The organism is Micromonospora sp. ABR4_055, assembly GCF_056160425.1.
The window spans coordinates 15,619-36,871 of record NZ_JBSWXD010000023.1; the positions used below are offsets into that span (position 1 = coordinate 15,619).

Sequence of the window (21,253 nt, forward strand, 5' to 3'; positions counted from 1 at the left end):
GCGAAACGACCGGGAAGCGGTACGGTTTCTCCGGCGCCAAGCCAAGGGCAGGGCACTCGCGGTGGACCGGGCGGATCGGTCCGGCCGGTGCGGGTGTGTGGATGGCACCGAGTGGAGATCGAGGAGCAGATGGCGCGGACGAACCAGAACCAGCGACCCGCCGGCCCCAGGGCAGAACTCTCCGGCGGGCGACAGCCGTCCCGCCTTTCGGTCCTGATTCTCTCGGCGTCGGTGCTGGCGGCCTTCTGGGCCCTGGCGATGCTCACGTCGGCAGGCCGGGTCGGGTACGTCTACGCGTTCTTCTTCCTGGATTTCTTCGGTGGCGTCTTCGCCCTGGTCGCGCTCAGCATCACGGTGATGGTCGGTCTGCTGGCGACCGACCGGATCGTGCTGCTGCCCCGGCACCGGGTGCTGCTGCAGTCGGCGCACCGCACCACCGGGATCATGGCGATCACCTTCCTGGTGCTGCACGTCATCACGCAGATCACCACCGGTGCGGTCTCCGCTGTCGGGGCGTTCATCCCGTTCCTCGGCGGCGGTCAGGCGATCTACGTGGGTATGGGCACCCTCGCGGCGTACCTCATGTTCGCCATTATGTGGACCGGTCTGGCGCGGGCCCGGTGGGTCGGTGTGGGCCCGCCGTGGCTGTGGCGAGCGCTGCACAGCGGCGCCTACGTCGCATGGCCGATCGGGATCACGCACGGACTCGGCACCGGCCGACCTCCGGCGACCTGGGTGACGCTCAGCTACGTGATCTGCGTCGTGCTGGTGGTGATCGCTCTACTGGTCCGGTTCGCCACCGGCGTGGGCAAGAAGAAGCCGTTCGTGTCGCAGGCCACCGGCACCTCGATGAAGCCGGTCGGCAGGATGGCCGACGACTCCCGGTCCGGATCCGGATCGTCGCGCCGCCGGGGCAGCCGGGACGACGGGATCAGCCTGGAACCGGCGACCGCCCGCTTCGGGTCGTTCGGCGACAGTGGTGTGGACATGATCGATTCATGGGCGCCGGCCGGTGCCGGGCGCGGCACGTCCACCCGGTCCGCCGACCGGTACCGGGTACCCGAGGTGGGACGACCCGCACCGCGGTCGCGTCCGGCCGCGACCGAGGACTCCCGGGAGTACCGCCGGTCCGACTCCGGCCGCGGTCGCTACGCCGAGGAGGAGACTGGCCGGGGCCGGTACGCCGAGGACGACACCGGCCGGGGCCGGTACGCCGAGGACGACACCGGCGCACGCCGGCGCTACACCGAGGAGCCGGACCAGCGGCGCTACGCCGAGCCGGCCGGCGGCCGGCGGCGCCAGGTCGCCGACGACGGTGGTTACGAGCCTCGCGAGTCACGGCGTTCGGTGGCGGAGACCATCGGCTCCCGGGGCCGCTACGCTGATGACCGTCCGGTCTCGGGCACCGGTGCCCGTAGCCGGTTCGCCGACGACCGTCCGGTTTCCGGGGCCGGCCCGCGCGGCCGGTTCGACGACCGTCCGGTCTCCGCCGAGCCGGCCCGCGGTCGGGCGTCGCGCTACCGGGCCGACCCCGATCCGGCACCGGTGGACCGGGAGCTGGATGACTACCTGCCGGCCGACGACACCCCGACGCTGGTCGATCTGGCCTCCCGGCGGGCCCAGCGGGCGGCTGCGGCGGAGTCCGCGGGCAGCCGGCGGTCCCGGCGACGTCGGGACGCGGAGGATTCCGACGACGAGTACTGGACGCAGCTTCGAGGAGAGGCGAATTGAGCACGGCATCGGTCCCGCCGGTCGCCACCGTCGGCCCGCCCCGGTTGACCGCCGGGTTCGAGGAGTTCGGTCGGCTCGATCTGCGGGCGCACGAACAGGTGCACGGCGGGGTCGGACCACTGTCGGTCGACGACCTGATGCGCTTGGCCGAAGCGATCGACCTGCGGGGACGGGGCGGCGCCGGGTTTCCGTTCCACCGCAAGGTCAAGGCGGTCGTCGAGTCAGCCGACAAGCAGGACAAACCGGTTGTCGTCGTGGTCAACGCCACCGAGGGGGAGCCAGCCAGCTGGAAGGACAAGGTGCTGCTCACCCGAGCCCCGCACCTGATCCTGGACGGCGCCGCGTTGGCGGCGTACGCGCTGGAGGCCGACGAGATCGTCATCGGTGTCGCCGACGACGGCGTCGGCGGCGCGTCGCTGTCGGCGGCGCTGGCCGAACGCCGGATGCCGGTGCCGGCCAGCATCGTCACCGTCCCGCACCGGTTCATCTCCGGCGAGGGCGGGGCGCTGGTCCGGGGCATCAACGGTCTCCCGCACATCCCACCCGGCGTCAAGGTCCGGGCCAGTGACTCCGGGGTGTCCGGCCTGCCGACGCTGCTGTCCAACGCGGAGACGTACTCCCAGCTCGCCATCGCCGCCCGGCTCGGCCCCTACGAGTACGGCGCGGTCGGCCTGGCCGACGAACCGGGGACGGTGCTGCTGACCATCGGCGGGTCCGCCGCCCGTCCGGCCGTGGTGGAGTGCCCCACCGGGACCCCGCTGCGGGACATTCTGGAACTGTGCGAGGCACCGGTCGGACCGGGGCTGCTGATCGGTGGCTTCCACGGCAAGTGGATCACCCCTGAGGCGGTGTCCGTGGTCGACGTGTCCCGGAAAGGTTTCACCAAGGTCGGTGGCACGATTGGCGCCGGCATCACGATCCCGCTCGGCGACAGCACCTGTCCGATGGGCGAGGTCGCCCGGGTGGTGCACTATCTCGCCGGTGAGTCGGCCGGGCAGTGCGGGCCCTGTCGGCTCGGCCTGCCGGACCTGGCCCGCACCGTCGACTCCCTGGTCATCGGCAGCGCGGCGGTCGACATGGTCCGGGCTGCGGCGAGTGTGGTGAAGGGCCGGGGTGCCTGCAGCCATCCGGACGGTACGTCCCGGTTCGCCATCTCGGCGCTGGAGGTGTTCACCGAGGACCTGGCCGCCCACGCCCAGGGCGACGGCTGCGGCAAGCCGGTCAAGGGTGTCCTCCCGTTGCCGGCTGACGCGCCGTCCGGCGGCACCAAGCGGCTGAGTGTGGACTGGACCCGGTGCGACGGGCACGGCCTGTGCGCACACGTGGTTCCGGAGTTCATCCGTCTCGACGCGAACGGCTATCCGGCCTTCCCGCCGTCCCCGGTTCCGGTGTGGTTGGAACCGGGTGCCCGCAAGGCGGTCAACATGTGTCCGGCGCTGGCGTTGCGGTTCGGCGAGGGCAAGGGCGGCCACTGACCGCAGCCGCCGGCCGTCCCGCTTCGCAAACCGGCACGTCGGCGGCTTCCCTTCCCGACCGGCTGCTGAGACACTGCTGTGGTGTTGAAATATGTCAATCTGCCTCGGGTGTCGCGCCGACGCGTCGCGGCGTGGTGGCTGGTACCGGAGCTGCTGGTGCTGATACTGCTCGCGGGTGGCTTGCACTACTCGACCGCGGCGACCGCGCCGGTGCTGACCGAGGCGCAACTGCGCGACGACGCCGCGCTGCGGATCGCGACCACCATCGAGCAGTCCACTGCGGACGAGCACGCCGCGCACGGCCACGAGGTCAACCCGGACGAACGGATGCTGTGCACTGCGGAGGTCTGGCGGCTGGACCCGGCCACCGTCCGATCCGACGACGTGGGCACGGCCTACGGCTACTACCTGTGCGCGACAGGTACGCCGGGCACGCCGTACCTGCTGTCCCGGATGAACGCCGGCCCGATCGTGGCCCGGCTCACCGATCCGCCTGAGTTGACCGTCGCCCAGCTCGACCAGGACTTTCGGACCCAGGTCGAGGCGATGATCCCGGCGGAGTTCGTCGATCAGGCGTTCAAGGGTTTCACCGACCCGCAACGGGCGGACGGTTTACGGCAGCGCTTCGAACGCCAGATCAGCGCGGCGGCGTAGGCCGCCGACTCCGGGTGTCAGACCGGGACCGGGGCGTCGGTGCCGGTAGGCCGCAGCCGGCGCACCGGGCGGACGGCCCGGCGTACCCGGTGACCGGCGCCCCGGTGAGCGACATCCGTTGTCAACCGGCCCAGGCGGGTCCGGCGGAGCCGTTCGATCCGTTCCAGCGGCAGCAGCCCGAGCCCTGCCGCGGCGACCGCCGAACCGCCGACGATCGACCAGCCGACCGGTCCCAGTGGACGGCAGCCGAAGAACTGACTGACCACCGGCGTCTGCACCACCCCGAACAACGCCCCGAGCGACACCCCGGCGGCCGCCAGTACCGTCGGATCACCCTTCGCGGCGACCGCGGTCTGCGCCAACTGGGCGGCCACCAGCGCGGCGAGCGCCACGCTGCCGGCACGGGCGGGGGTGCCGGTGAACCGGGCGGTCAGCCAACCTCCGGTGGTGGCCAGCGCGGTCGCCGCCGCCCGCCGGGCGACCTGCTGGTTGAGACTGGCGCCGAGCGACGACTCCGGTCCCTCGCGGGCGAGTTCGTCGGCGCTGATTCCCCGTGGTGGGCGGGACGCCACGGCGATCGCCGGCAGCAGGTCGGTCATCAGGTTGACGAACAGGATCTGCCGGGGGTTGAGTGCCTGCTGGCCGGCGATGAGCGAGCTGCCGACCGAGAAGAGGATCTCCCCCAGGTTGCCGCCGAGCAGCAGGGCGAGGGCCTCACGCACCGACACCCACATCGCCCGCCCTTCGGCCACACCCTCGGCGATGCTCTCGATCCGGCCGTCGACCACGATCATGTCCGCCGCCTGGCGGGCGGCGCTGGTGCCGTGATCGCCGAGGGCGATTCCGACGTCGGCGAGTTGGATCGCCGGTGCGTCGTTGGCGCCGTCACCGGTCACCGCGACGACCCGGCCCGCCTGGCGCAGCGCCCGGACCACGGCGACCTTGTGGGCCGGACTGACCCGGGCGAAGACCGCTGTCCGGGACACCAGTTCGGGCAGCTGGTCCGGTCCGGCGGCGTCGAGGTCCGCCCCGGTGACTACCGCGCTGCCGTCGAGCAGGCCGAGTTGCGAGCCGATGGACTCGGCGGTGCTCGGATGGTCACCGGTCAGCATCACCACGGTGATCCCGGCGCGGCGCAGCCGCCGGACGGCGTCGGCGGCGGTGTCGCGTGGCGGGTCGGCCAGGCCGAGCAACCCGTGCAGCTCCAACCGGTCGATCCGGTCGTCGTCGAGGTCCCGGCGACCGGACGCGACCCGACCGGCGACGGCGAGTACCCGCAAACCGTTGCGGGCCAGCCCGTCGATGGCCAGGTCGATCTCGCGGCGGCCGGCGTCGTCCAGCGGCACCACCCCGTCGGTGCGGCGCCAGGTCGCGCACCGCGGCAGCACCGTCTCCGGGGCGCCCTTGACGCTGATGACGGCACCACCCGGGCAGGTACCGAGCACCGCGTGGAAGCCCCGGCCCGGCTCGAACGGCAGCTCGGCGAGGGGTTCCCAGCCTTCGGCGCCTTCGCGGATGCCCACCCCGGCCGAGTACCCGCCGTCGACCACCGCCTGGTCGGTCGGGTGAGGCAGTTTCTGATCGCCGTCCGGAACCGGGGTGGCCCGCAGCGCCGCCGACAGAATCCGTCGCAGGTCGGAGCCCAGCGCGTCGACCGGCTCGGTTCGGCGGCCGTCGCAGACACTCTGCAGCCGGATCGATCCCTGGGTTAGGGTGCCGGTCTTGTCGAAGCAGATCACGTCGACCCGGCCGAGCGCCTCCATCGCCCGGGGATCCCGGATCAGCACGTTGTGCCGGGACAGCCGTCTGCTCGCACTGAGCTGGGCGGCGGTGGCGACGAACGGCAGCCCTTCGGGGATGGCGGCGACGGCGAGGGCCACCGAGGACCCGACCGATTCGGCCAGCCGGCCCCGCAACAGCCCGCTGCCGAGGGTCGCCGCGGCGGCGGCGAGCGCGGTCGGTACCGACGCCGAGGTGATCTGACGCAGCCTGGCCTGCACCCCGCCCCGAGGGGACTCGTCCTGCACCTGGTCGACGGAGCTGCCAGCCTCGGTCGATCGACCGGTCGCCACCACGACGGCGGTTGCCGTGCCGGCGGCCACGGTACTGCCCGCGTACACCATGCTGGTGCGGTCGGCGACCGCGTCGGCTCCGGTGCCGTCGACGGTCTTCGCTACCGGCACCGACTCACCGGTGAGGCTGGACTCGTCCATCTCCAGCCCGTTCGCGGTGACCAGCCGGCAGTCGGCGGGCACCGAGTCGCCGGCTTCCAGGCAGATGAGGTCGCCGGCCACCAGGTCCTCCGCCGGTCGGACGTGCTGTTCCCCGTCGCGCTGCAGCCGTACCCGCAGGGCCCCGGCACTGAGCAGCCGGCGCAGCGCCCGCCCGGCCGCCATCTCCTGGGCACCGGCGAGCAGCGCGTTTGCCATGATCACCGAGAGCACCATGACGGCGTCGACGGTCGATCCGGTCATCGCCGACACCCCGGCACCGGCGGCCAGTGGACCGGTCAGCGGGGTGTCCAACTCGGCTGCGGTGGCCTGCCACAGGCCCCGGGCCGGTCCGTCGTCGGATTGACCACCGGACTGTTCAGCCTGTCGCTGTCGGGCCTGTACGTCGCTGAGCCCTTCGGTCGAGGAGCCGAGCCGGGTGAGTACCTCGTCGACCGGCATGGCGTGCCAGGGCGCCCGGCTTCGCGGCGCGGGTGTCGGCCGTCCACGCAGCCCTCGGGCCGCCCGGTGCCCGATCGCCAGGTTGACCAGGCCAGCCACGTTGTCGATCAGCAACGACCGCGAGCCGCCACGGGGGCTACCGTCGAGCACGCCGAGCGCGGCGGCGGCGACGGAGCCGAGCATGGCACGCCGGGCGCTGTCGGTGCTCACCGAACGGGCCAACGCCGTCGCCTCCAGTACCAGCCAGGCGGTCTCCAACCCGGGCGCGCAGATCAGGTGAGCACCCCAGGGCGGGCGCCGGGCGGCGGCCCGGATCACCCCGATTCCGCAGTCTGCGGCGGCCAGGGCGACGTCGTTACGGGCGGCGATCAGGGTGACCCCGTGACCGGCCTGCTGCAACGTCCGTACGGAGGCGGCCAGTTTCGATCCCCCGGCCACCGTCCCCGCCGCCTGGCAGCGGCTGGCGAGCATGCTGCCGGTCGGGCCGGTCGCCGGACTGCGGCCGGCCCGGCTGCGGCCCGCGATGAGCAGCTGGCCTACCCGGCGGGCTGCCGTGGTGAGCGCCTCCGCCAGCGGGTCCAGCTCGGCCTCGGCGCGTACCAGGGCCATCGGCTCTCCGTGGTGGGTGAGCACCAGCAGGTCGCCGCCAGGAGTCCCGGCCCGGGCGCCGTTCGGCGGTGCACTGCTGCCGAGCCGGTCCAGCAGGTCGGCTGGCAACGCATGGGTGAGCCGGTGCGGGGCAGTCAACGCCCAGCCGTCGGTGGCTTCGCCGGCGTCTGCTCTGCCGGGGGGCGGCTGGGGCTGGTCGCGGCCGTCCCCCGGGTCGGTGGCGGGATCGACCAGTCGGGCCGCGACCCGGCGGGCCTGCTCCTCTGTTGCGCTGATCGGGACCACCGCGGTGACCAGGGTGCGGCCGGTGAGTAGAACCGAGGCGTCGACGATCACCGTGTCGACCCGGTCCAGCCGGCGCAGCGCGGCGGCTTCCCGCACCACCACGCCCCGCCGGGCGAGGATCCGGCCGAGCTCCCCGCAGTAGGCGTCGCGGCCGGTCCGGGCGCTGCGCGGGGACGCGACCGCGGTGACTCGGGCGGCACGCTGCCGGCCGCCCGGCAGCATGGTGAGCATTCCGGCGGCGACCAGGGTCAGCGTGCTCATCCGTTGGGCGTACCGCTCGATCGGGCCGTCCGGCAACGGTCGAGGGCGGTCCGGCGCCGGCAGCGCCGGTGCGCGACTGCTGTCCGGGTCGGGATGCAGTTCGTGGGCCCGGGCGGCCCACACCTTGTGGTAGGCGGAATCCTCGGCGATCAGCGCGACCCGCAGTACGGCGTCGGTGAGGCTGGTCAGCGGGCGTTGTGAGGCCGCTGCCACGGCGGTGCTGAACAACGCCTGACCGAGGTCGGCGCCGACCGGGCCGAGAGTACGGCGCAACCAGGAACGCAGCTGCGGCACGTGCTCGAAGGCGGCGGGCAGTGCGGCGAGTTCGTTGGGTAGTGCGGGCAGCCGGAGTACCTTGCCTACAGCTCCGACACCGGCGCCGATCAGATCACCGGCCAGTGACACGGCGTTACCGAGGCCGGCGTCGACGTGGGTGGTGCCGGTCGCTCGCGGGGCGAGGCGCCGCTCCGCGTCGGCGAGCGCGGCGACGAGCCGGGAGTTGCCGAGCACCTCCGGGTCGAACCGGATCACCATCCGGCCCAGCGCGCCGTTCCAGGCCGCCCAGTGCACCCCGTCGACCTCGTGCAGAGCCTGCTCCAGCCGCTGCACGTCGGCGATCGCCCGACCATGGTCGTCCGTGCTGACCTCGAGATGGGCGTGGCCGTCGTAGGCCCAGGCGTGCCGGGCGTGGGCCATCCGGCGGTGCCGTACCGAGCTGATAGTGGCTGCCGGACGCTCCAGCACGGGCGTCACCTCCCTGGCGTCGGTCCGCCCCGGGGGATGACGGTCTGTGATGGCTCTCGTCTCCTCACCGTAGAGCCGGGCGATGCGTAGCTGAGCAGGTTTCCTGTTTTCGGGGCCGGTGGCGGTCCGGAAGTGAGGTCGATTGCTCACTTCAAGTAGTTGTCTCGTCGCTCTATGCTTGAGGTGGCCGCTGCGGTCGTCGATCGGCCGTTCGCGGCGCTGGTGGGAGGGGACCGCCGTGACGCAGCCGGATGACTGGGACAGCCGTACGCTGATCGCGCTCGCCGGCCGCCCCCGGGCCGCCCCCGGGCTCGCTGCGGTGCTGCGCGAGGTGGCCTTCCGGTACGGTGACCGGCTCGGCGACGCCGAGCGTGCCGACCGCGACGGCGAACCGCAGTGGCACCACCGGGTCCGGCAGGCGTTGGACCGGCTGCGCGCCGCCAACCTGGTCACCGGTGGCCGGACCTGGTCGTTGACCGACGCCGGTCGGGCGCGGGCTACGCTGCTGGCCGGCCACCGGGCATCGGCTGTGCCGGCACCCGACGGGCCGCCCGCCACCGTCGGCAACGGCGCGCCCGGTCCGGACAGTCCAGCACCGCTCGCCGCGCCCGGGGTGATCACCGATCCGTTGCGGGCGGTAACCGGGCGGCAGCGCCTCGGCTTCCCACTCGGCCCGGACGAGCCGGTGCCGGTGCTGGTCGCGGTCAACCTGCACTTCGCTGGCGGACCGCAGCGCGCCACCGAGCAGTTGGCCGGACTCTGGTTCCGGGTCACCGCGGGTCGGCACCCCCGGCCACTGGCCGGCGAGTACGTCGTCGGTGAACTCAGCGTCAACCAGATGAAGCGGCTGGTAGCGGCGGACACCGTGATCGGCGATCCGCATCAGCGCAGCGTGCACCGGATCTGGCCGGACTTCCCGGTCCGGCCTCAGATCGACGTCTCGGCGGCCACCATCAAGGCGGACGCGGCCCGGCGGACCTTCAACGCCACCGGCGAACGGATCGTCTGGGCGGTGGTCGACTCGGGCATCGACGCGCGGCACCCGCACTTCGCCAGCTACGCGACGCTCAGCGCACCCGAGGTTCGCGACCTGCACCGCAGCTTCCCGCCCGGGGCGCGGCCCCGGTCACATGACGCGCTGACCGACGACAGCGGCCACGGTACCCACGTCGCGGGGATCATCGCCGGCGGCGTGGACGACTGGGTGCGTCGGCATCCGCAGCGGACGGTACGGGTGATCGAGCACCGCTACGACATCGACGATCCGGCCGTCCCGGTCCCGGTGTCACGCCCGGTGGTCGATCCGGCCTCGATGGTGGGTGTCGCGCCGCTGGCCAGGTTGGTCAGCCTGAAGGTGCTGCACGGCGGGGGTGATCTCACCGAACGGGTGTCCCGGGTGATCGCCGCGCTGGCCTACGTGCGCGAGGTCAACGCGCGCAGCGACCGGGTGATGCGCATCCACGGGGTCAACCTCAGCGTCGGGTACGAGTTCGATCCGGAGTGGTTCGCATGTGGCCAGTCCCCACTCTGCCGCGAGGTGGACAAACTGGTCCGGTCCGGGGTGGTCGTGGTGACCGCCGCCGGGAACTCCGGGTACGGCGCGGTGGGCGCGCCGTTCGGCGTACCGTCGCAATTCACGCTGGGCGCGACGATCAACGATCCGGGCAACGCCGAACGCGCGATCACGGTCGGGTCGACGCACCGCGACATGCCGCACACCTACGGGGTGTCCTACTTCTCCTCGAAGGGGCCGACCGGCGACGGCCGCCGTAAGCCCGACCTGGTCGCTCCCGGCGAGCGGATCGTCTCCTGCGCGGCGGGTGCCCGGCTGGCCACCACCCAGGCCGGCGGCCCGGACCCGCGCACGGCGGTCTACCTGGAGGAGTCCGGTACGAGTGTGGCGGCACCACATGTTTCCGGTGCGGTCGCTGCGTTCCTGTCGGTGCGTCGTGAGTTCATCGGCCAGCCTGAGCGGATCAAGCAGATCCTGCTCGACACCGCCGTGCCGCTCGGCCGCGACCGGCGCTACCAGGGCCACGGGCTGGTGGACCTGATGCGGGCACTGCAGTCGGTGTGACCACCGGTTGCGGCGGGAGGGGCCCGATGATGGACCGACGGATCGGCGGTCTTCCATGGTGGGAGCTGCGCTTCGACGCCGGAGGGGATCCGGACCCGGTGTCGGTGGCCGCGCTGCTGTCCGGTGCCCGCGCCCGTGGCGTCACCGATCTGGTGGTGCTCGCGCACGGCTGGAACAACGATCGGGATGTCGCTTACGCGCTCTACGCCGCCTTCTTCAACCTGCTCGCCGGCCAGGCCCGGCGGGCGGGACCGTGGGCCGAGAGTCTGGGGCTGGTCGGCGTGCACTGGCCGGCGCGCCGGTGGCCCGACGAGCCGGCACCGGACTTCGAGCCGGTCGGCGCGACCTGGCCCGGTCCCGGCCCGGCCGGGCTCGCCGGTGCCCGTGCCGGGGCAGGTCCGGTCGGCCGTCGCGGCACGGGCCGTCCCCGATCGGCGGTTCTGGACGACGAGACGCTGAACGTGCTGCGGGCCACCTTCCCTGCTGGCGCGCCGGCCCTGGACCGGATGGCGCACCTGCTGCGCACCTCGCCTACCCAGGCCCGGGTGCGGGCCTTCGCCAACGAACTCCGCCAGTTCGCGACGGTGACCGACGACGGTTGCGGCGACGACGGTTGCGGCGACGACGGCGACGCGGTACCGACCAGCCCGGTCCGGGCGAGGGCCGGGAGACCTGTGGACGGTCCGGCTCCGGCCGGACCCGCATCGGCGCTGCCCGCGATGCTCGACGTGGACCCGGTCACCTTGTACGCCCGCTTCCTCGACGAGCTGCGGCGCTGCCACACCCCACTGGACGCGGCGGTCGGCGGCGCGGCCGGGCTGGTGGACCCGCTGCGCGGAATCTGGTACGGGGCCAAGGAGGCGCTGCGGCAACTGACCTACTGGCAGATGAAGGGCCGGGCCGGCCGGATCGGGCGGGCCGGCCTGGGGCCGGTGCTGACCCGGCTCGCCACGATGGCGCCGTCCGTGCGGATCCACCTGGTCGGGCACAGCTTCGGGGCTCGGCTGGTCAGCTTCGCCGCCGACGCGGCGCAGCCGGCAGCCGGCGGAGCGGTTCGCCCGGTACGGTCGTTGACCCTGCTGCAAGGGGCGTTCTCCAGGTTCGCCTTCGCCCCGGCGCTGCCGTTCGATCCGGTCCGGTCCGGTGCTCTGGCCGGGCTGCCGGCCCGGATCGACGGGCCGGTCTCGGTCTGCTTCTCGACCAACGACTCGGCCCTGGGCGTGTTCTATCCGCTCGCCTCGCTGGCCGCTGGGGACGACGCCGCAGCGACCCCGGCGCTCGCCGAGCGGTGGGGGGCACTCGGCTTCCACGGTGCCACCGCCGTCGGTGCCCGGTCGTTGCCACTGGCGGCAACAGGCCACGGCGGTTACCGACTGGAGCATCGCCGGCTCCACAACGTGAACGCCACCGCCGTCGTGCGCCGCGGAGGGCCACCGGCCGGCGCGCACAGCGACATCGTCCATCCGGAACTCACCTGGCTGGTCCTGGTGGCCGGCGGACTGGTGCCGCCGCCGGCCGGGGCCTGACCCGGCCGGCGACTAGTCGAAGAACCGGGCGAGGTGGCCGGGTGACGGCTCGGGATCGTTCGGACGGGCGGCGACCAGGTCGGCGAAGACCGTGGCCCCGTCGCAGGAGGCGTGCTGGGGATACCAGCGTCCGGCGGCCCCGGGCTGCTGACAGATGCCCTTGATCGTCTGCAGGTCGAAGAACCGCAGGTGGGTCGGGTCCGCGACCGCGTTGACATGCCGCCACCACGGGGAGAGCACATGCAGCACACCGCCGGGCCGCAGCACCCGGTGGCACTCGTCTATCAGGCGCAGGTAGTCGGTCAGGTGCTCCAGCACGTGCACCGCGAAGATCTGATCCGCCGCGTCGTCGCGCATCGGCAGGCCGTCACGCAGATCGGCGACGACCGCCACCGCCTTGCCCGGTCGCTGGTCCAGGCCGATGTTGCCGGGGTACTGCGGGCCGTCGCCGCAGCCGATGTCGAGGATCACCGGCTCGGCGCCGGCGATCCGGACGCGGTCCCAGACCCCGTGCACCCCCGCCAACCGTCCGATCGCCTCGCGGACCCGCCGCAGTGCCGCCTCGTCGGCGACGTCGCCCGTCACATGCGCGACGCCGCCGTCGAACCGGACCTCGACGTCGAGGTCGCGCAGTCGGGGATCGGCGGCCAGCAGATCGCTGGCGGTGGTGGTCAGGTAACCGTCGTGCAACCGGTGCCGGGTACTGGAGAACTCCGCGTAGAACACCCGACGCCGGTACCCGGCGTCAACCGGACGAAACGCGGTACGTGCACACCGTCCGTCGTGGGTCGGGGGTTCAGCCGGGTGGGCCGATCTCGGCCAGCAACTGCTCGGCGTTGACGAACCGTTCGGCGGGCAGCGCCCGTAGCGCCTGCAGCAACGCGGTGTCCGCGCCGAGTTCCTGTGCCCGCCGGACCAAGTCCTCACGGGAGAGCGGGAAGTCCAGGCCGTCGACGTAGTCGGGGAGCCGCGGTGCGTCGGTCATGGCGGCAGCGGTACCCGGCCCCGGGCCGGTCTACGCCTTCCCGGCGGGCGTCAGATGACCCACGTCCGGTCGCACGCCCGGCCGTCACCCACCCGAGCTCACTCCGCCCGGGTGACGCGGCGTCATCCGGGCGGCTGCCACGATCACGACAGCTCAACCGGCCCGCGCCGGACGCCGGTACGAGGGGGGACGGTCATGCCGCGCGCAGTGGGAATCGACCTGGGCACCACCAACTCGGTCATCGCCGCGGTCTCGGGGGGCCGGCCCACGGTCGTACCGAACCTGACCGGGTCGCGGACCACTCCCTCCGTGGTGGCGTTCACCGAGGCCGGCGCCCTGCTGGTGGGCGACGCCGCCTGCCGGCAGGCGGTGCTCAACCCGCAGGGGACCGTCCACTCCGCCAAACGTTTCGCCGGACGGCGTTACGACGAGGTCGGTCGGGAAGCGGCCGAAGTGGCCTTTGGCGTGGTCGGTGACGGCGGTCTGGCCCGGTTCGACGTCAACGGCCGCCGGTACGCTCCGGAGGAGATCAGCGCGCTGGTGCTACGCAACCTCGTCGACGAGGCGGCCAGGACGCTCGGTGAACGGATCGACCGGGCGGTGGTCACCGTACCGGCGCACTTCGACGACGCCCAGCGCACCGCGACCCGCGAGGCCGGCCGACTCGTCGGCCTGGAGATCCTGCGGCTGATCAACGAACCGACGGCTGCCGCGCTGGCCTACGGGCTGCACCTGCGCCAGCGACAGACGATCCTGGTGGTCGATCTCGGCGGCGGGACCTTCGACGTCAGCGTACTGACCGCCGGTGACGGCACCGTCGAGGTCCGCGCCGCGGCCGGCGACACGCACCTGGGCGGTGACGACTTCGACCACCGCCTGGTGGAGCACCTGGTCGCCGAGTTCCACCGGGACCACGGCATCGACCTGGCGGCGGACCCGCAGACCCGGCGGCGGGTCGTTGAGGCGGCTCGGCGGGCCAAGGAGGAACTGTCCGCGGTCACCGAGGCGGAGGTCAACCTGCCGTTCGTCGCGTCGGACGCCGCAGGTCCCAAACACCTGCGGACCCTGATCGACCGGCCGTCGTTCGACGAACTCACCGGTGACCTGGTGGAACGCTGTCGCAATCCGGTGGAGCAGGCGATGCGGGACGCGCGGGTCACCCCGGCGGACCTCGACCGGGTGCTGATGGTCGGTGGCGCGACCCGGATCCCCGCGGTGCGTGACCTGCTGCGCCGGCTGGCCGACGGTCAGGAGCCGCAGTTGCTGATCAACGCCGACGAGGTGGTGGCGCTCGGCGCCGCAGTGCAGGCCGGGCTGCTCATCGGTACGGGTGGACCGGCCCGGTTGCGGGACGTCACCCCGCTCGCCCTCGGACTGCAGGTACACGACGGGACGATGGCGGCGATCATCGAGCGCAACACCGCCATCCCGGTCCGTCGGACCCAGGTCTTCTCCACCGCGGAGGACGGCCAGACCAGCGTCGACGTCGTCGTCCGGCAGGGCCAGCGCCGACAGGCTGCGGACAACCGGGTCCTCGGGCGGTTCCGGTTGTCCGGAATCCGACCGGCGCCGCGTGGGGTGCCCCGGATCGAGGTCACCATAGACACGGACGCCGACGGAATGGTGACGATCTCGGCGCGCGACGCCGACGGCGGCAGCCGTCAGTCGATCGTGGTGACCGAGATCGTCGAGCCACGGTCGTCGGTGGGTCACGCCGGGCCGGTGGCCGCCGCCACCGACCCTGCCGGGGATCTGGAGTCACTGATCGAGCTGGTCGAGCGGGAGCTGTCCGGACCGGCCACCGGAGCACCCGCCCACGAGCGCGCCCGGGCCCGGATGCTTCTCGACGACGCCGGGGGCGCGTTGCGTGAGCACGCCCCGGTGGAGCGGCTGCGGACGCTCGCCGCGGAGCTGCGACAAGTCGCCGCCGTGTTCGTCCCGGCGATTCCCGGTGCAGTTGGTCGCACCGAGCGCGACTAACTGACGTCCGGCCCGGCGTCGGTTGCCGGCCCGGCGTCTAGTCGCCGGGGCGCGGCGAATCAGCCGCGGCCGAATCGATCGTCCGTTGCCGGCGGTTCGCCGCAGCACTGCCGAACTGCCGGGTGCCGGCGGCGCGGGCCGCTCTTCCGCGCGGTCCGGTGCCGCGGCTGCTTCCCGGATCCGGTCCGCCGGCACCGGGTCGTCCCAACCGGGTCGTGCCCGTGCGGCCGGTCGGCGGGCCGGCGGCTGTGTGCCGGGCCGGCGGCAGTGCTTCCTCTTCGACCGGAGCGGCCAGCTCGCTGCGGGCCCTGGGCAGCCAGTCGGGATGGTGCCGGCGGAGGAACGCGAAGATGCCCTCGCGTAGCTCGCACCGCAGGTCCCACGAGCTTGGCGCGTCGGCGGCCGAGGCGAGCAGCCGTATGCAGATGGTCGTCTCGGTCGCGTCCACCACCTGCATCACCCATTCCCGACGGTCCCACAGCGCGGAGGCGTCGACGATGCGGTGCGCCTCGGCCCGCAGCACGTCGATGTCGGCGGTGAAGTCCAGGTGCAGGATCACGCTGCCCAGCACCTGCGCCTCGTTGCGGGTCCAGTTCTGGAACGGGGTGGTGGTGAAGTAGGACGTCGGCAGAATCAGCCGGCGCTGGTCCCAGACCCGTACCACGACATAGGTGAGCCGGATCTCCTCGACCCGGCCCCACTCCTCGTCGACCACCACGACGTCGTCGAGGCGCAGTTCGTCGCTGAAGGCGAGCTGCAGCCCGGCGAACACGTGGCCGAGCACCGACTGGGCGGCCAGGCCGGCCACCACCCCGGCCACGCCGGCCGAGGCGAGCAGAGACGCCCCCAACGCCCGGAGCTGCGAGAACGTCATCAGCGTCGCAGCCAGCGCGACGATACTGATGATGACCGCGGTGAGCCGGCGGAGCAGACCGATCTGGGTACGGGCGCGTCGCCGCCGTCGGTTGTCCGCCATGTCCACTGGCAGCCGGCGGAACGCGGTGTCCTCGAAGACGAACAGGATCCGGATCACCAGCCAGGCGCCGGCGTAGATCAGCGCGAGCAGCAGGGTGTGCAGTGCCTCGTCTCGGACCTCGCCGGTGATGCCGCTGAACGGCACCGCGAGCAGCAATCCGGTGACCAGCAGCGTCGCGCTCCATGGCCGGTGGCATTCGCGGTGCAGGGTGCTGAGGAACGGTGCGACCCGGCCGCGTGCCGCCTGCCGGACCACCTTGCCGGAGAGCCAGGCCAGGGCCAGCGAGCCACCGACCGCGACGACCACCGTCGCCACCGCCCGGCCCAACTGCTCGTCCCACACCGCCCGGTGACCTCCGCCCGCCGCCCGGTCAGCTACCGGGTTCCACGGTGATCCGGTTCTCCACCGCGGTGACTCCTGGCGCCGACCAGGCGATCCGCTCCGCCTCCTCGCGCTCCAGCCAGGAGCGGACCATCCCCTTGACGATGACCCGGCCACCGTCGGTGTCGACGGTGACCTGCCGGGCGTCGGTGGCGGCGCTGCGCACCAGCGCGTCCTCGATGCTGCGTCGCAGCTCCGGTGCCGAAGGGTTGATCCGGGGGCGGACGGCGATCAGATTGGTCACCCCGCGTACCCCGGACAGCCGACGTACCGCCCGCTCCGCCGCTCGTCGCTGAAACTCCCATTCGACCTCACCCTTGAGCGTGACCCACCCGTGGGCGACGGTCACCTCGAGCCGTTCGATCGGAACGAAAGCGTCCCACTCCAACGCCCGGGTGGCGGCGCCGGCGACATCGGCGTCGGTCCGCTCCGCCGAACTGGGCAGTCGTACCTCGATGTCGTTGGCGACCGCGGTCACCCCGCGTACCCGGTGGGTGGTGCGTTCCGCCGCCCACTTCTTGCCGTAGTTGTCGACCCAGCCCAGCAGCGTCACCACGCCCTCCAGGACGGTCACGCCGATCTCGTTGGGCTGGACCCGGGCGTCCCATTTGAGCTCCTCGAGGACGTCACGCTGGATCTCCTCGTCCGTACGCACGGTCGCGGCGGTCAATGTTCCTCCAACGAATGTCGTCGTGCCGGGGCTGCCGGTGGGCTCAGAGCAGACGCAGTTCACGTGCCCGGCGTACGGCTTCCCGGCGGCGGGGGGCACCGAGCTTCTGGTAGATGTTGCGGACGTGGGTCTTGACTGTGTTCACCGACAGGAACAGCTCGGCGGCGATCTCCCCGTTGGACAGCGTGCCCTGCAGGTACCGCAGTACGGTCAGTTCCCGGTCGGTGAGCGGTTCGGTCAGCGCTGGCGCCGGACGGTGCCGGGTCGGTGAGTCGAGGTGCTCGACCAGCAGCTCCCGCGCGGGAGATCCGGCGTGGTTGAACACCAGCCGGTGACCGTCCGGGGCGGCCAGGTCAAGCACCTGTTCGAGCAGCTCGCGGGCTTGACGCCGGTCGCCCATCCGGTGGGTGGCGACGGCCGCGACCAGCCCGGCGTTCAACCGTTCGAGCAGGGTCATCGGCTGGCGTTGCGTCTGGATCACCAGCGGGTCCGCCGGTGGTTCACCGTCCGGTGCCGACCACTGGGGGAGCACCGCCAGAGCATCGGCCGGTCCGTCGGCGAGCAGATGCAGCCGGGCCAGTGCGATCGTCACCGCCGGTGAGCGGTCGTCGTGGATCTCGTTCGACAGCAGTTCCCGGGCCCCGTCGAGGTCGCCGCAGGCCATTCGGGCCTCAGCGAGAGCCAGCCGGCGCAGCCGGCTGTGCTGACCGTCGGGCGGGTCCCGGTCCACCGGTGCCGTCGCGAGCAGATCGGCGACTGCGGCGAAGTCCCCCTCCGCCTGTCGAAGCGCGGCCCGGACCACCGGGAGCAGCCCGGTGACCGTCCCCGGTGTCCCGGGCACGACCAGCGCTGCGGCCAGATCCAGCTGCCGGGTCGCGGCGGGCAGTTCGTCGCGGCACAGGGCGACCATGGCGAGCGCAAGATGAGCGGCGGCGGCGTGGCCGGCACACCGACGTCCCGGGCAGGCCGCAGTGACCAGGGTCTGCTGGGCGATGCGGTGAGCGGCCGTCAGCTCGCCCCGCCGGGCATGCAACAGCGCCAGTTGACCGGCGGCGTACCGGGTCGGGCAACCGTACCCGTCGGTTGACGGAGCGGTGACCAGGCCATTCAGCATCGCCTCGGCGCCGACCAGGTCGCCGTGCGCGAACCGGACGGTTCCGAGCATCGCCGTCGCCACCGCGCGTGCCCGCTCACCCAGGGTCTCCGTGCCCCCGGCCGGTGCACCTGCGGTCGTCGTGGCCAGGCCGCTGGTGGCGAACAACTCGTCGGCGTAGCTCAGCGTCTCGTCGTGATATCTCCCGTCGATCGCGTCCACGAGCCGGGTGGCGATGCTGGTCGGTTCCTGGCCGAAGGTGTCCGGCGGCGGCCCGGCCGGCGCCTGGCCGGCGGTCTCCAACCGGTCGACGGCGGCAGCCAGCGCCAGGCCCGAATGGCCAAGGTCCCGGCCGGTGGGCACCGGGGTGTGTCGGGCGTCCTCGTGACCGCAGAGCAGCAGTTCGGGCCAGTGCTCGTCAACCAGTTGGCCGGCACCGAGCAGGTCACCGCAGGCCAGTCCGTGCCGGACCGCCGCCAGTGGCCGGCCGTGAGCGCGATGCCACCGGTACGCCCGCTCGTGCAACTGCGGGATCTCGTCAGGGAACCGGCTGGTCAACTCGGCGTACAGCACGTCGCTGAGCATCCGGTGACAGCGGTACCAGGCCGGGTCGCCGCCCGCAGCGATGATGAAGCCGCCGGCGTCGCGGGCGGCCGCGGCCAGTTGCTCCTCGCCGTCGTCGCGCCCGGTCAGTTCGTCGGCCAGCGGCCCGCAGACCCGGTCCAGCACCGAGGTGCGGACGAGTGTCTGGTGTGTCAGCGCAGCCTGCCCGGCGAGCACTTCAGCGGACAGGTAGTCGGCGGCCGGGTCAGGATCGGCACCGACGTACTCCCGTACCGTTGCGGGTCTCTCGCCAGCCTGCAACGCCAGGCCAGCCAGCCGCACCCCGGCCGGCCACCCCTCGGCCCGGTGGTGCAGCTCGCGGATCTGGTCGTTGGCCGGGCCGAGACCCTGCGCGCCGACCAGACGGGCGCTCTCGGTCAAGGTCAGCGCGAGCTCGGCGGCCCGGATCTCGGTCAGCTCACCGGTCAGCCGGTACCGGTGCAGTGCGAGTGCCGGTTCGGCGCGGCCGGCCGCCACCAGACGCAGCCGCCCACGGCAGTGCCGCAGCAGGAACTCGATTCCCCGGACCACCTCGGGATCGGTGATGGTGTGCGCGTCGTCCAGCACCAGCAGGACCGGCTCCGGCTGGGCGGCGATCACCGACGCGAACCGGGGCAGGAAAAGCTCGGGATCGGCACGGCCGGGAGCGGGCGGCGCGGGCCGGTCCGGGTGCCGGCGGGCCGTCTCGGCGGCGAGCGCTGCGTGCAGGTACGACCAGAACCGGTCGCCGCGGTCGGCGGGCTCGAGAGTCAGCCAGATCGCACTGCCCCTGGCCCGTCGGTCGACGAACCAGCCGGCCAGCAGCGCGGTCTTGCCCCATCCGGCCGGTGCGACCAGCAGTGTCAACGGGCCACGCGTACCGATCTCCAACCGGGCGGTCAGCCGTGGCCGGTCGAGCAGGCCGGCCGGTGGAGCAGGCGGGGCGGTTTTCGATCCGAGCAGCGGCACCGGATCGAGGTTCGTCGGGGCGGTCGGCCGGAGCGCGCGATGGTGTCCCGCCACGGTTTCCTGTCCGGCTGTGCGCATCCGCCACTCCCGTCGCCGTGCCGGCGGTGCTGGCTGCGCGCCTGCCGGCCCTGACTGTGTGTCGCGGGTGGCGTTCCCCGACCTGTCCGGTTCTAACGCGCCATCGTCGCAGCGGACCATTCCGGTTGAGTTACCTTGGCCCGTCCGGCGCTGACATATCAGTTTTTATCCCTCCCTACCGGGTACCCGGTGAACATCCGGCCGTGGTGTCGGCTCAGCGCAGGGGGTGCGCCGTGAACGACGTTCCGTCCACGCACACCGAGCAGCACAAGCCGCTGCGGATTGCCATGATCGTGCCGCCTTACTACGAGCTACCTCCGCCCGGCTACGGCGGCGTCGAACAGGTCTGCGCCGCTCTGGTCGACGCGTTGGTCGCCCGGGGCAACGAAGTGACGCTTTTTGGAGCCGGCAGTCGGACCGGGACCGCCGCGAACTTCGTCAGTACCGTCCGGGAGTTGCAGTCCGACCGGCTCGGTCACTCACTGCCGGAACTCGTGCACCTGGCTCGGGTGGACCGGCTGATCGAGGACGACACCTTCGACGTCGTGCACGACCACACCACAGTCGGTCCGCTCGCCGCCGCCCGCCGACGGGTACCGACGGTGGTCACCGTGCACAATTCGCCGGACGGCGAGCTAGGTGAGTATCTGCGTGGTATAGATCGATCCGTCGCATTGGTGGCGATTTCCTACGCGCAGCGTCGAGTGGGTAGCGGCCTGCCGTGGGCAGCGACTGTGCACAACGGATTGGCCGCCGAGGTTCGGCCCAAGCCGGTGCCGGCCGACGGCCCGGTGCTGTGGCTCGGACGTTTCGCCGCGGACAAGGGCCCGGACCTGGCGATCGAAGCCTGCCGCAAGGCCGGAGTGCCGCTCGTTCTCGCCGGCAAGGCGACTGAGCCGTCCGAGCGGCGCTATCTCGAGGACGTCGTCCAGCCGATGCTCGGCCCCGACGTCGAACTGCTGGTCAACCCCGACCGACAGCGGTGTTGGCAGCTACTCACCGAGGCCCGGTGCCTGCTCATGCCGATCCGCTGGGAGGAACCGTTCGGGATGGTGATGCTGGAGGCGATGGCCTGCGGCACCCCGGTCGTCGCCCTCAACCGGGGTGCGGTGCCGGAGGTGGTGCGACACGGCGAGACGGGGATGGTCTGCACCGACCCGGCCGAGCTACCGGAGGCCATCGAGCAGGCCGGGGAACTGGACCCGCAGGTGTGCGCGGAGCACGTACGGCTGTCGTTCTCGCCGGATCTGATGGCGTCCCGGTACGAGCGGATCTACCACCGGTGGAAGTACGCAATGTCGCTCGCGGTGCCGTCCGACGGCGAACCGGAGCTGGCGCGGCGACCGGAGCGCGACCTGTTGCCGCTGGTGGTCGACGGTTGAGCCAGTTGGTGCGGGCGGCTGGCCGTCGCCCGCACCAACTGCGGAGGCGGGCGGCCCACGGCCAGCCGACTGCGCAACTACCGGGTGGCGATTCGCGACCAGCCGCGTAGGGTGGAGCACGAG

The 21,253-nt window shown here is 72.6% G+C and carries 13 protein-coding genes; 7 read left to right on the top strand and 6 right to left on the bottom strand.

Translation table 11 applies throughout. From position 1 onward, the window contains the following. Positions 1-111: 111 nt before the first annotated feature. The 3 genes from ACXAHD_RS08625 (at position 112) to ACXAHD_RS08635 (ending at position 3,860) form a co-directional block, all read left to right on the top strand. Complete coding sequence (locus ACXAHD_RS08625) at positions 112-1,731, top strand: hypothetical protein (RefSeq protein ID WP_289212789.1); 1,620 nt, start codon at positions 112-114, stop codon at positions 1,729-1,731. Beyond that, the gene (locus ACXAHD_RS08630) at positions 1,728-3,206 is read left to right on the top strand and encodes an NADH-quinone oxidoreductase subunit NuoF family protein (protein ID WP_281554748.1); all 1,479 of its coding nucleotides are present in this window, start codon (positions 1,728-1,730) and stop codon (positions 3,204-3,206) included. Before ACXAHD_RS08625 ends, ACXAHD_RS08630 begins: the two co-directional genes overlap by 4 nt. 108 nt (positions 3,207-3,314) lie before the next feature. Then, positions 3,315-3,860 carry a hypothetical protein gene (locus tag ACXAHD_RS08635; RefSeq protein WP_281554749.1) on the top strand — a complete coding sequence of 182 codons (546 nt, stop codon included), beginning with the start codon at positions 3,315-3,317 and terminating at the stop codon, positions 3,858-3,860. A 17-nt stretch (positions 3,861-3,877) separates the two neighbouring features. Here ACXAHD_RS08635 and ACXAHD_RS08640 read toward each other — a convergent pair whose 3' ends face one another. Beyond that, positions 3,878-8,431 (bottom strand): HAD-IC family P-type ATPase, encoded by a 4,554-nt coding sequence (locus ACXAHD_RS08640; RefSeq protein WP_289212790.1) that lies wholly within the window; start codon positions 8,429-8,431, stop codon positions 3,878-3,880. Positions 8,432-8,669: 238 nt separating this feature from the next. On the opposite strand from ACXAHD_RS08640, the gene ACXAHD_RS08645 reads away from it, so the two are divergent. Together ACXAHD_RS08645 and ACXAHD_RS08650 are read left to right on the top strand one after the other, a co-directional pair. Further along, positions 8,670-10,508: a S8 family peptidase gene (locus ACXAHD_RS08645; RefSeq protein ID WP_281554751.1), complete on the top strand. Its 1,839-nt coding sequence runs from the start codon at positions 8,670-8,672 to the stop codon at positions 10,506-10,508. Between the two features lie 26 nt (positions 10,509-10,534). After that, entirely contained in the window at positions 10,535-12,034 is a 1,500-nt protein-coding gene (locus tag ACXAHD_RS08650; protein ID WP_475049645.1) for a hypothetical protein, read from the top strand. Positions 12,035-12,046: 12 nt separating this feature from the next. Here ACXAHD_RS08650 and ACXAHD_RS08655 read toward each other — a convergent pair whose 3' ends face one another. Next, positions 12,047-12,760 (bottom strand): methyltransferase domain-containing protein, encoded by a 714-nt coding sequence (locus tag ACXAHD_RS08655; protein WP_289212792.1) that lies wholly within the window; start codon positions 12,758-12,760, stop codon positions 12,047-12,049. 70 nt (positions 12,761-12,830) lie between these two features. Then, positions 12,831-13,019, bottom strand: coding sequence for a DUF2795 domain-containing protein (locus ACXAHD_RS08660; protein WP_281554754.1), 189 nt, complete (start codon positions 13,017-13,019; stop codon positions 12,831-12,833). A gap of 195 nt (positions 13,020-13,214) precedes the next feature. Here ACXAHD_RS08660 and dnaK point away from each other — a divergent pair, with 195 nt between their 5' ends. Next, the gene (gene dnaK / locus ACXAHD_RS08665) at positions 13,215-14,999 is read left to right on the top strand and encodes a molecular chaperone DnaK (RefSeq protein ID WP_289212793.1); all 1,785 of its coding nucleotides are present in this window, start codon (positions 13,215-13,217) and stop codon (positions 14,997-14,999) included. 37 nt (positions 15,000-15,036) lie between these two features. On the opposite strand, the gene ACXAHD_RS08670 is transcribed toward dnaK, so the two are convergent. The 3 genes from ACXAHD_RS08670 to ACXAHD_RS08680 are packed head-to-tail and all read right to left on the bottom strand — an operon-like array spanning position 15,037 to position 19,748. Then, positions 15,037-16,317: a mechanosensitive ion channel family protein gene (locus ACXAHD_RS08670; protein ID WP_289212794.1), complete on the bottom strand. Its 1,281-nt coding sequence runs from the start codon at positions 16,315-16,317 to the stop codon at positions 15,037-15,039. Between the two features lie 28 nt (positions 16,318-16,345). Continuing rightward, on the bottom strand, positions 16,346-17,026 hold the full coding sequence (locus ACXAHD_RS08675; RefSeq protein WP_281554757.1) for a BON domain-containing protein: 681 nt from the start codon (positions 17,024-17,026) through the stop codon (positions 16,346-16,348). A 43-nt stretch (positions 17,027-17,069) separates the two neighbouring features. Further along, entirely contained in the window at positions 17,070-19,748 is a 2,679-nt protein-coding gene (locus ACXAHD_RS08680) for a winged helix-turn-helix domain-containing protein (RefSeq protein WP_475049649.1), read from the bottom strand. A gap of 287 nt (positions 19,749-20,035) precedes the next feature. On the opposite strand from ACXAHD_RS08680, the gene ACXAHD_RS08685 reads away from it, so the two are divergent. Next, a complete protein-coding gene (locus ACXAHD_RS08685; RefSeq protein WP_281555573.1) occupies positions 20,036-21,130 on the top strand; it encodes a glycosyltransferase family 4 protein in 1,095 nt (364 codons plus the stop codon). Positions 21,131-21,253 lie beyond the last annotated feature (123 nt).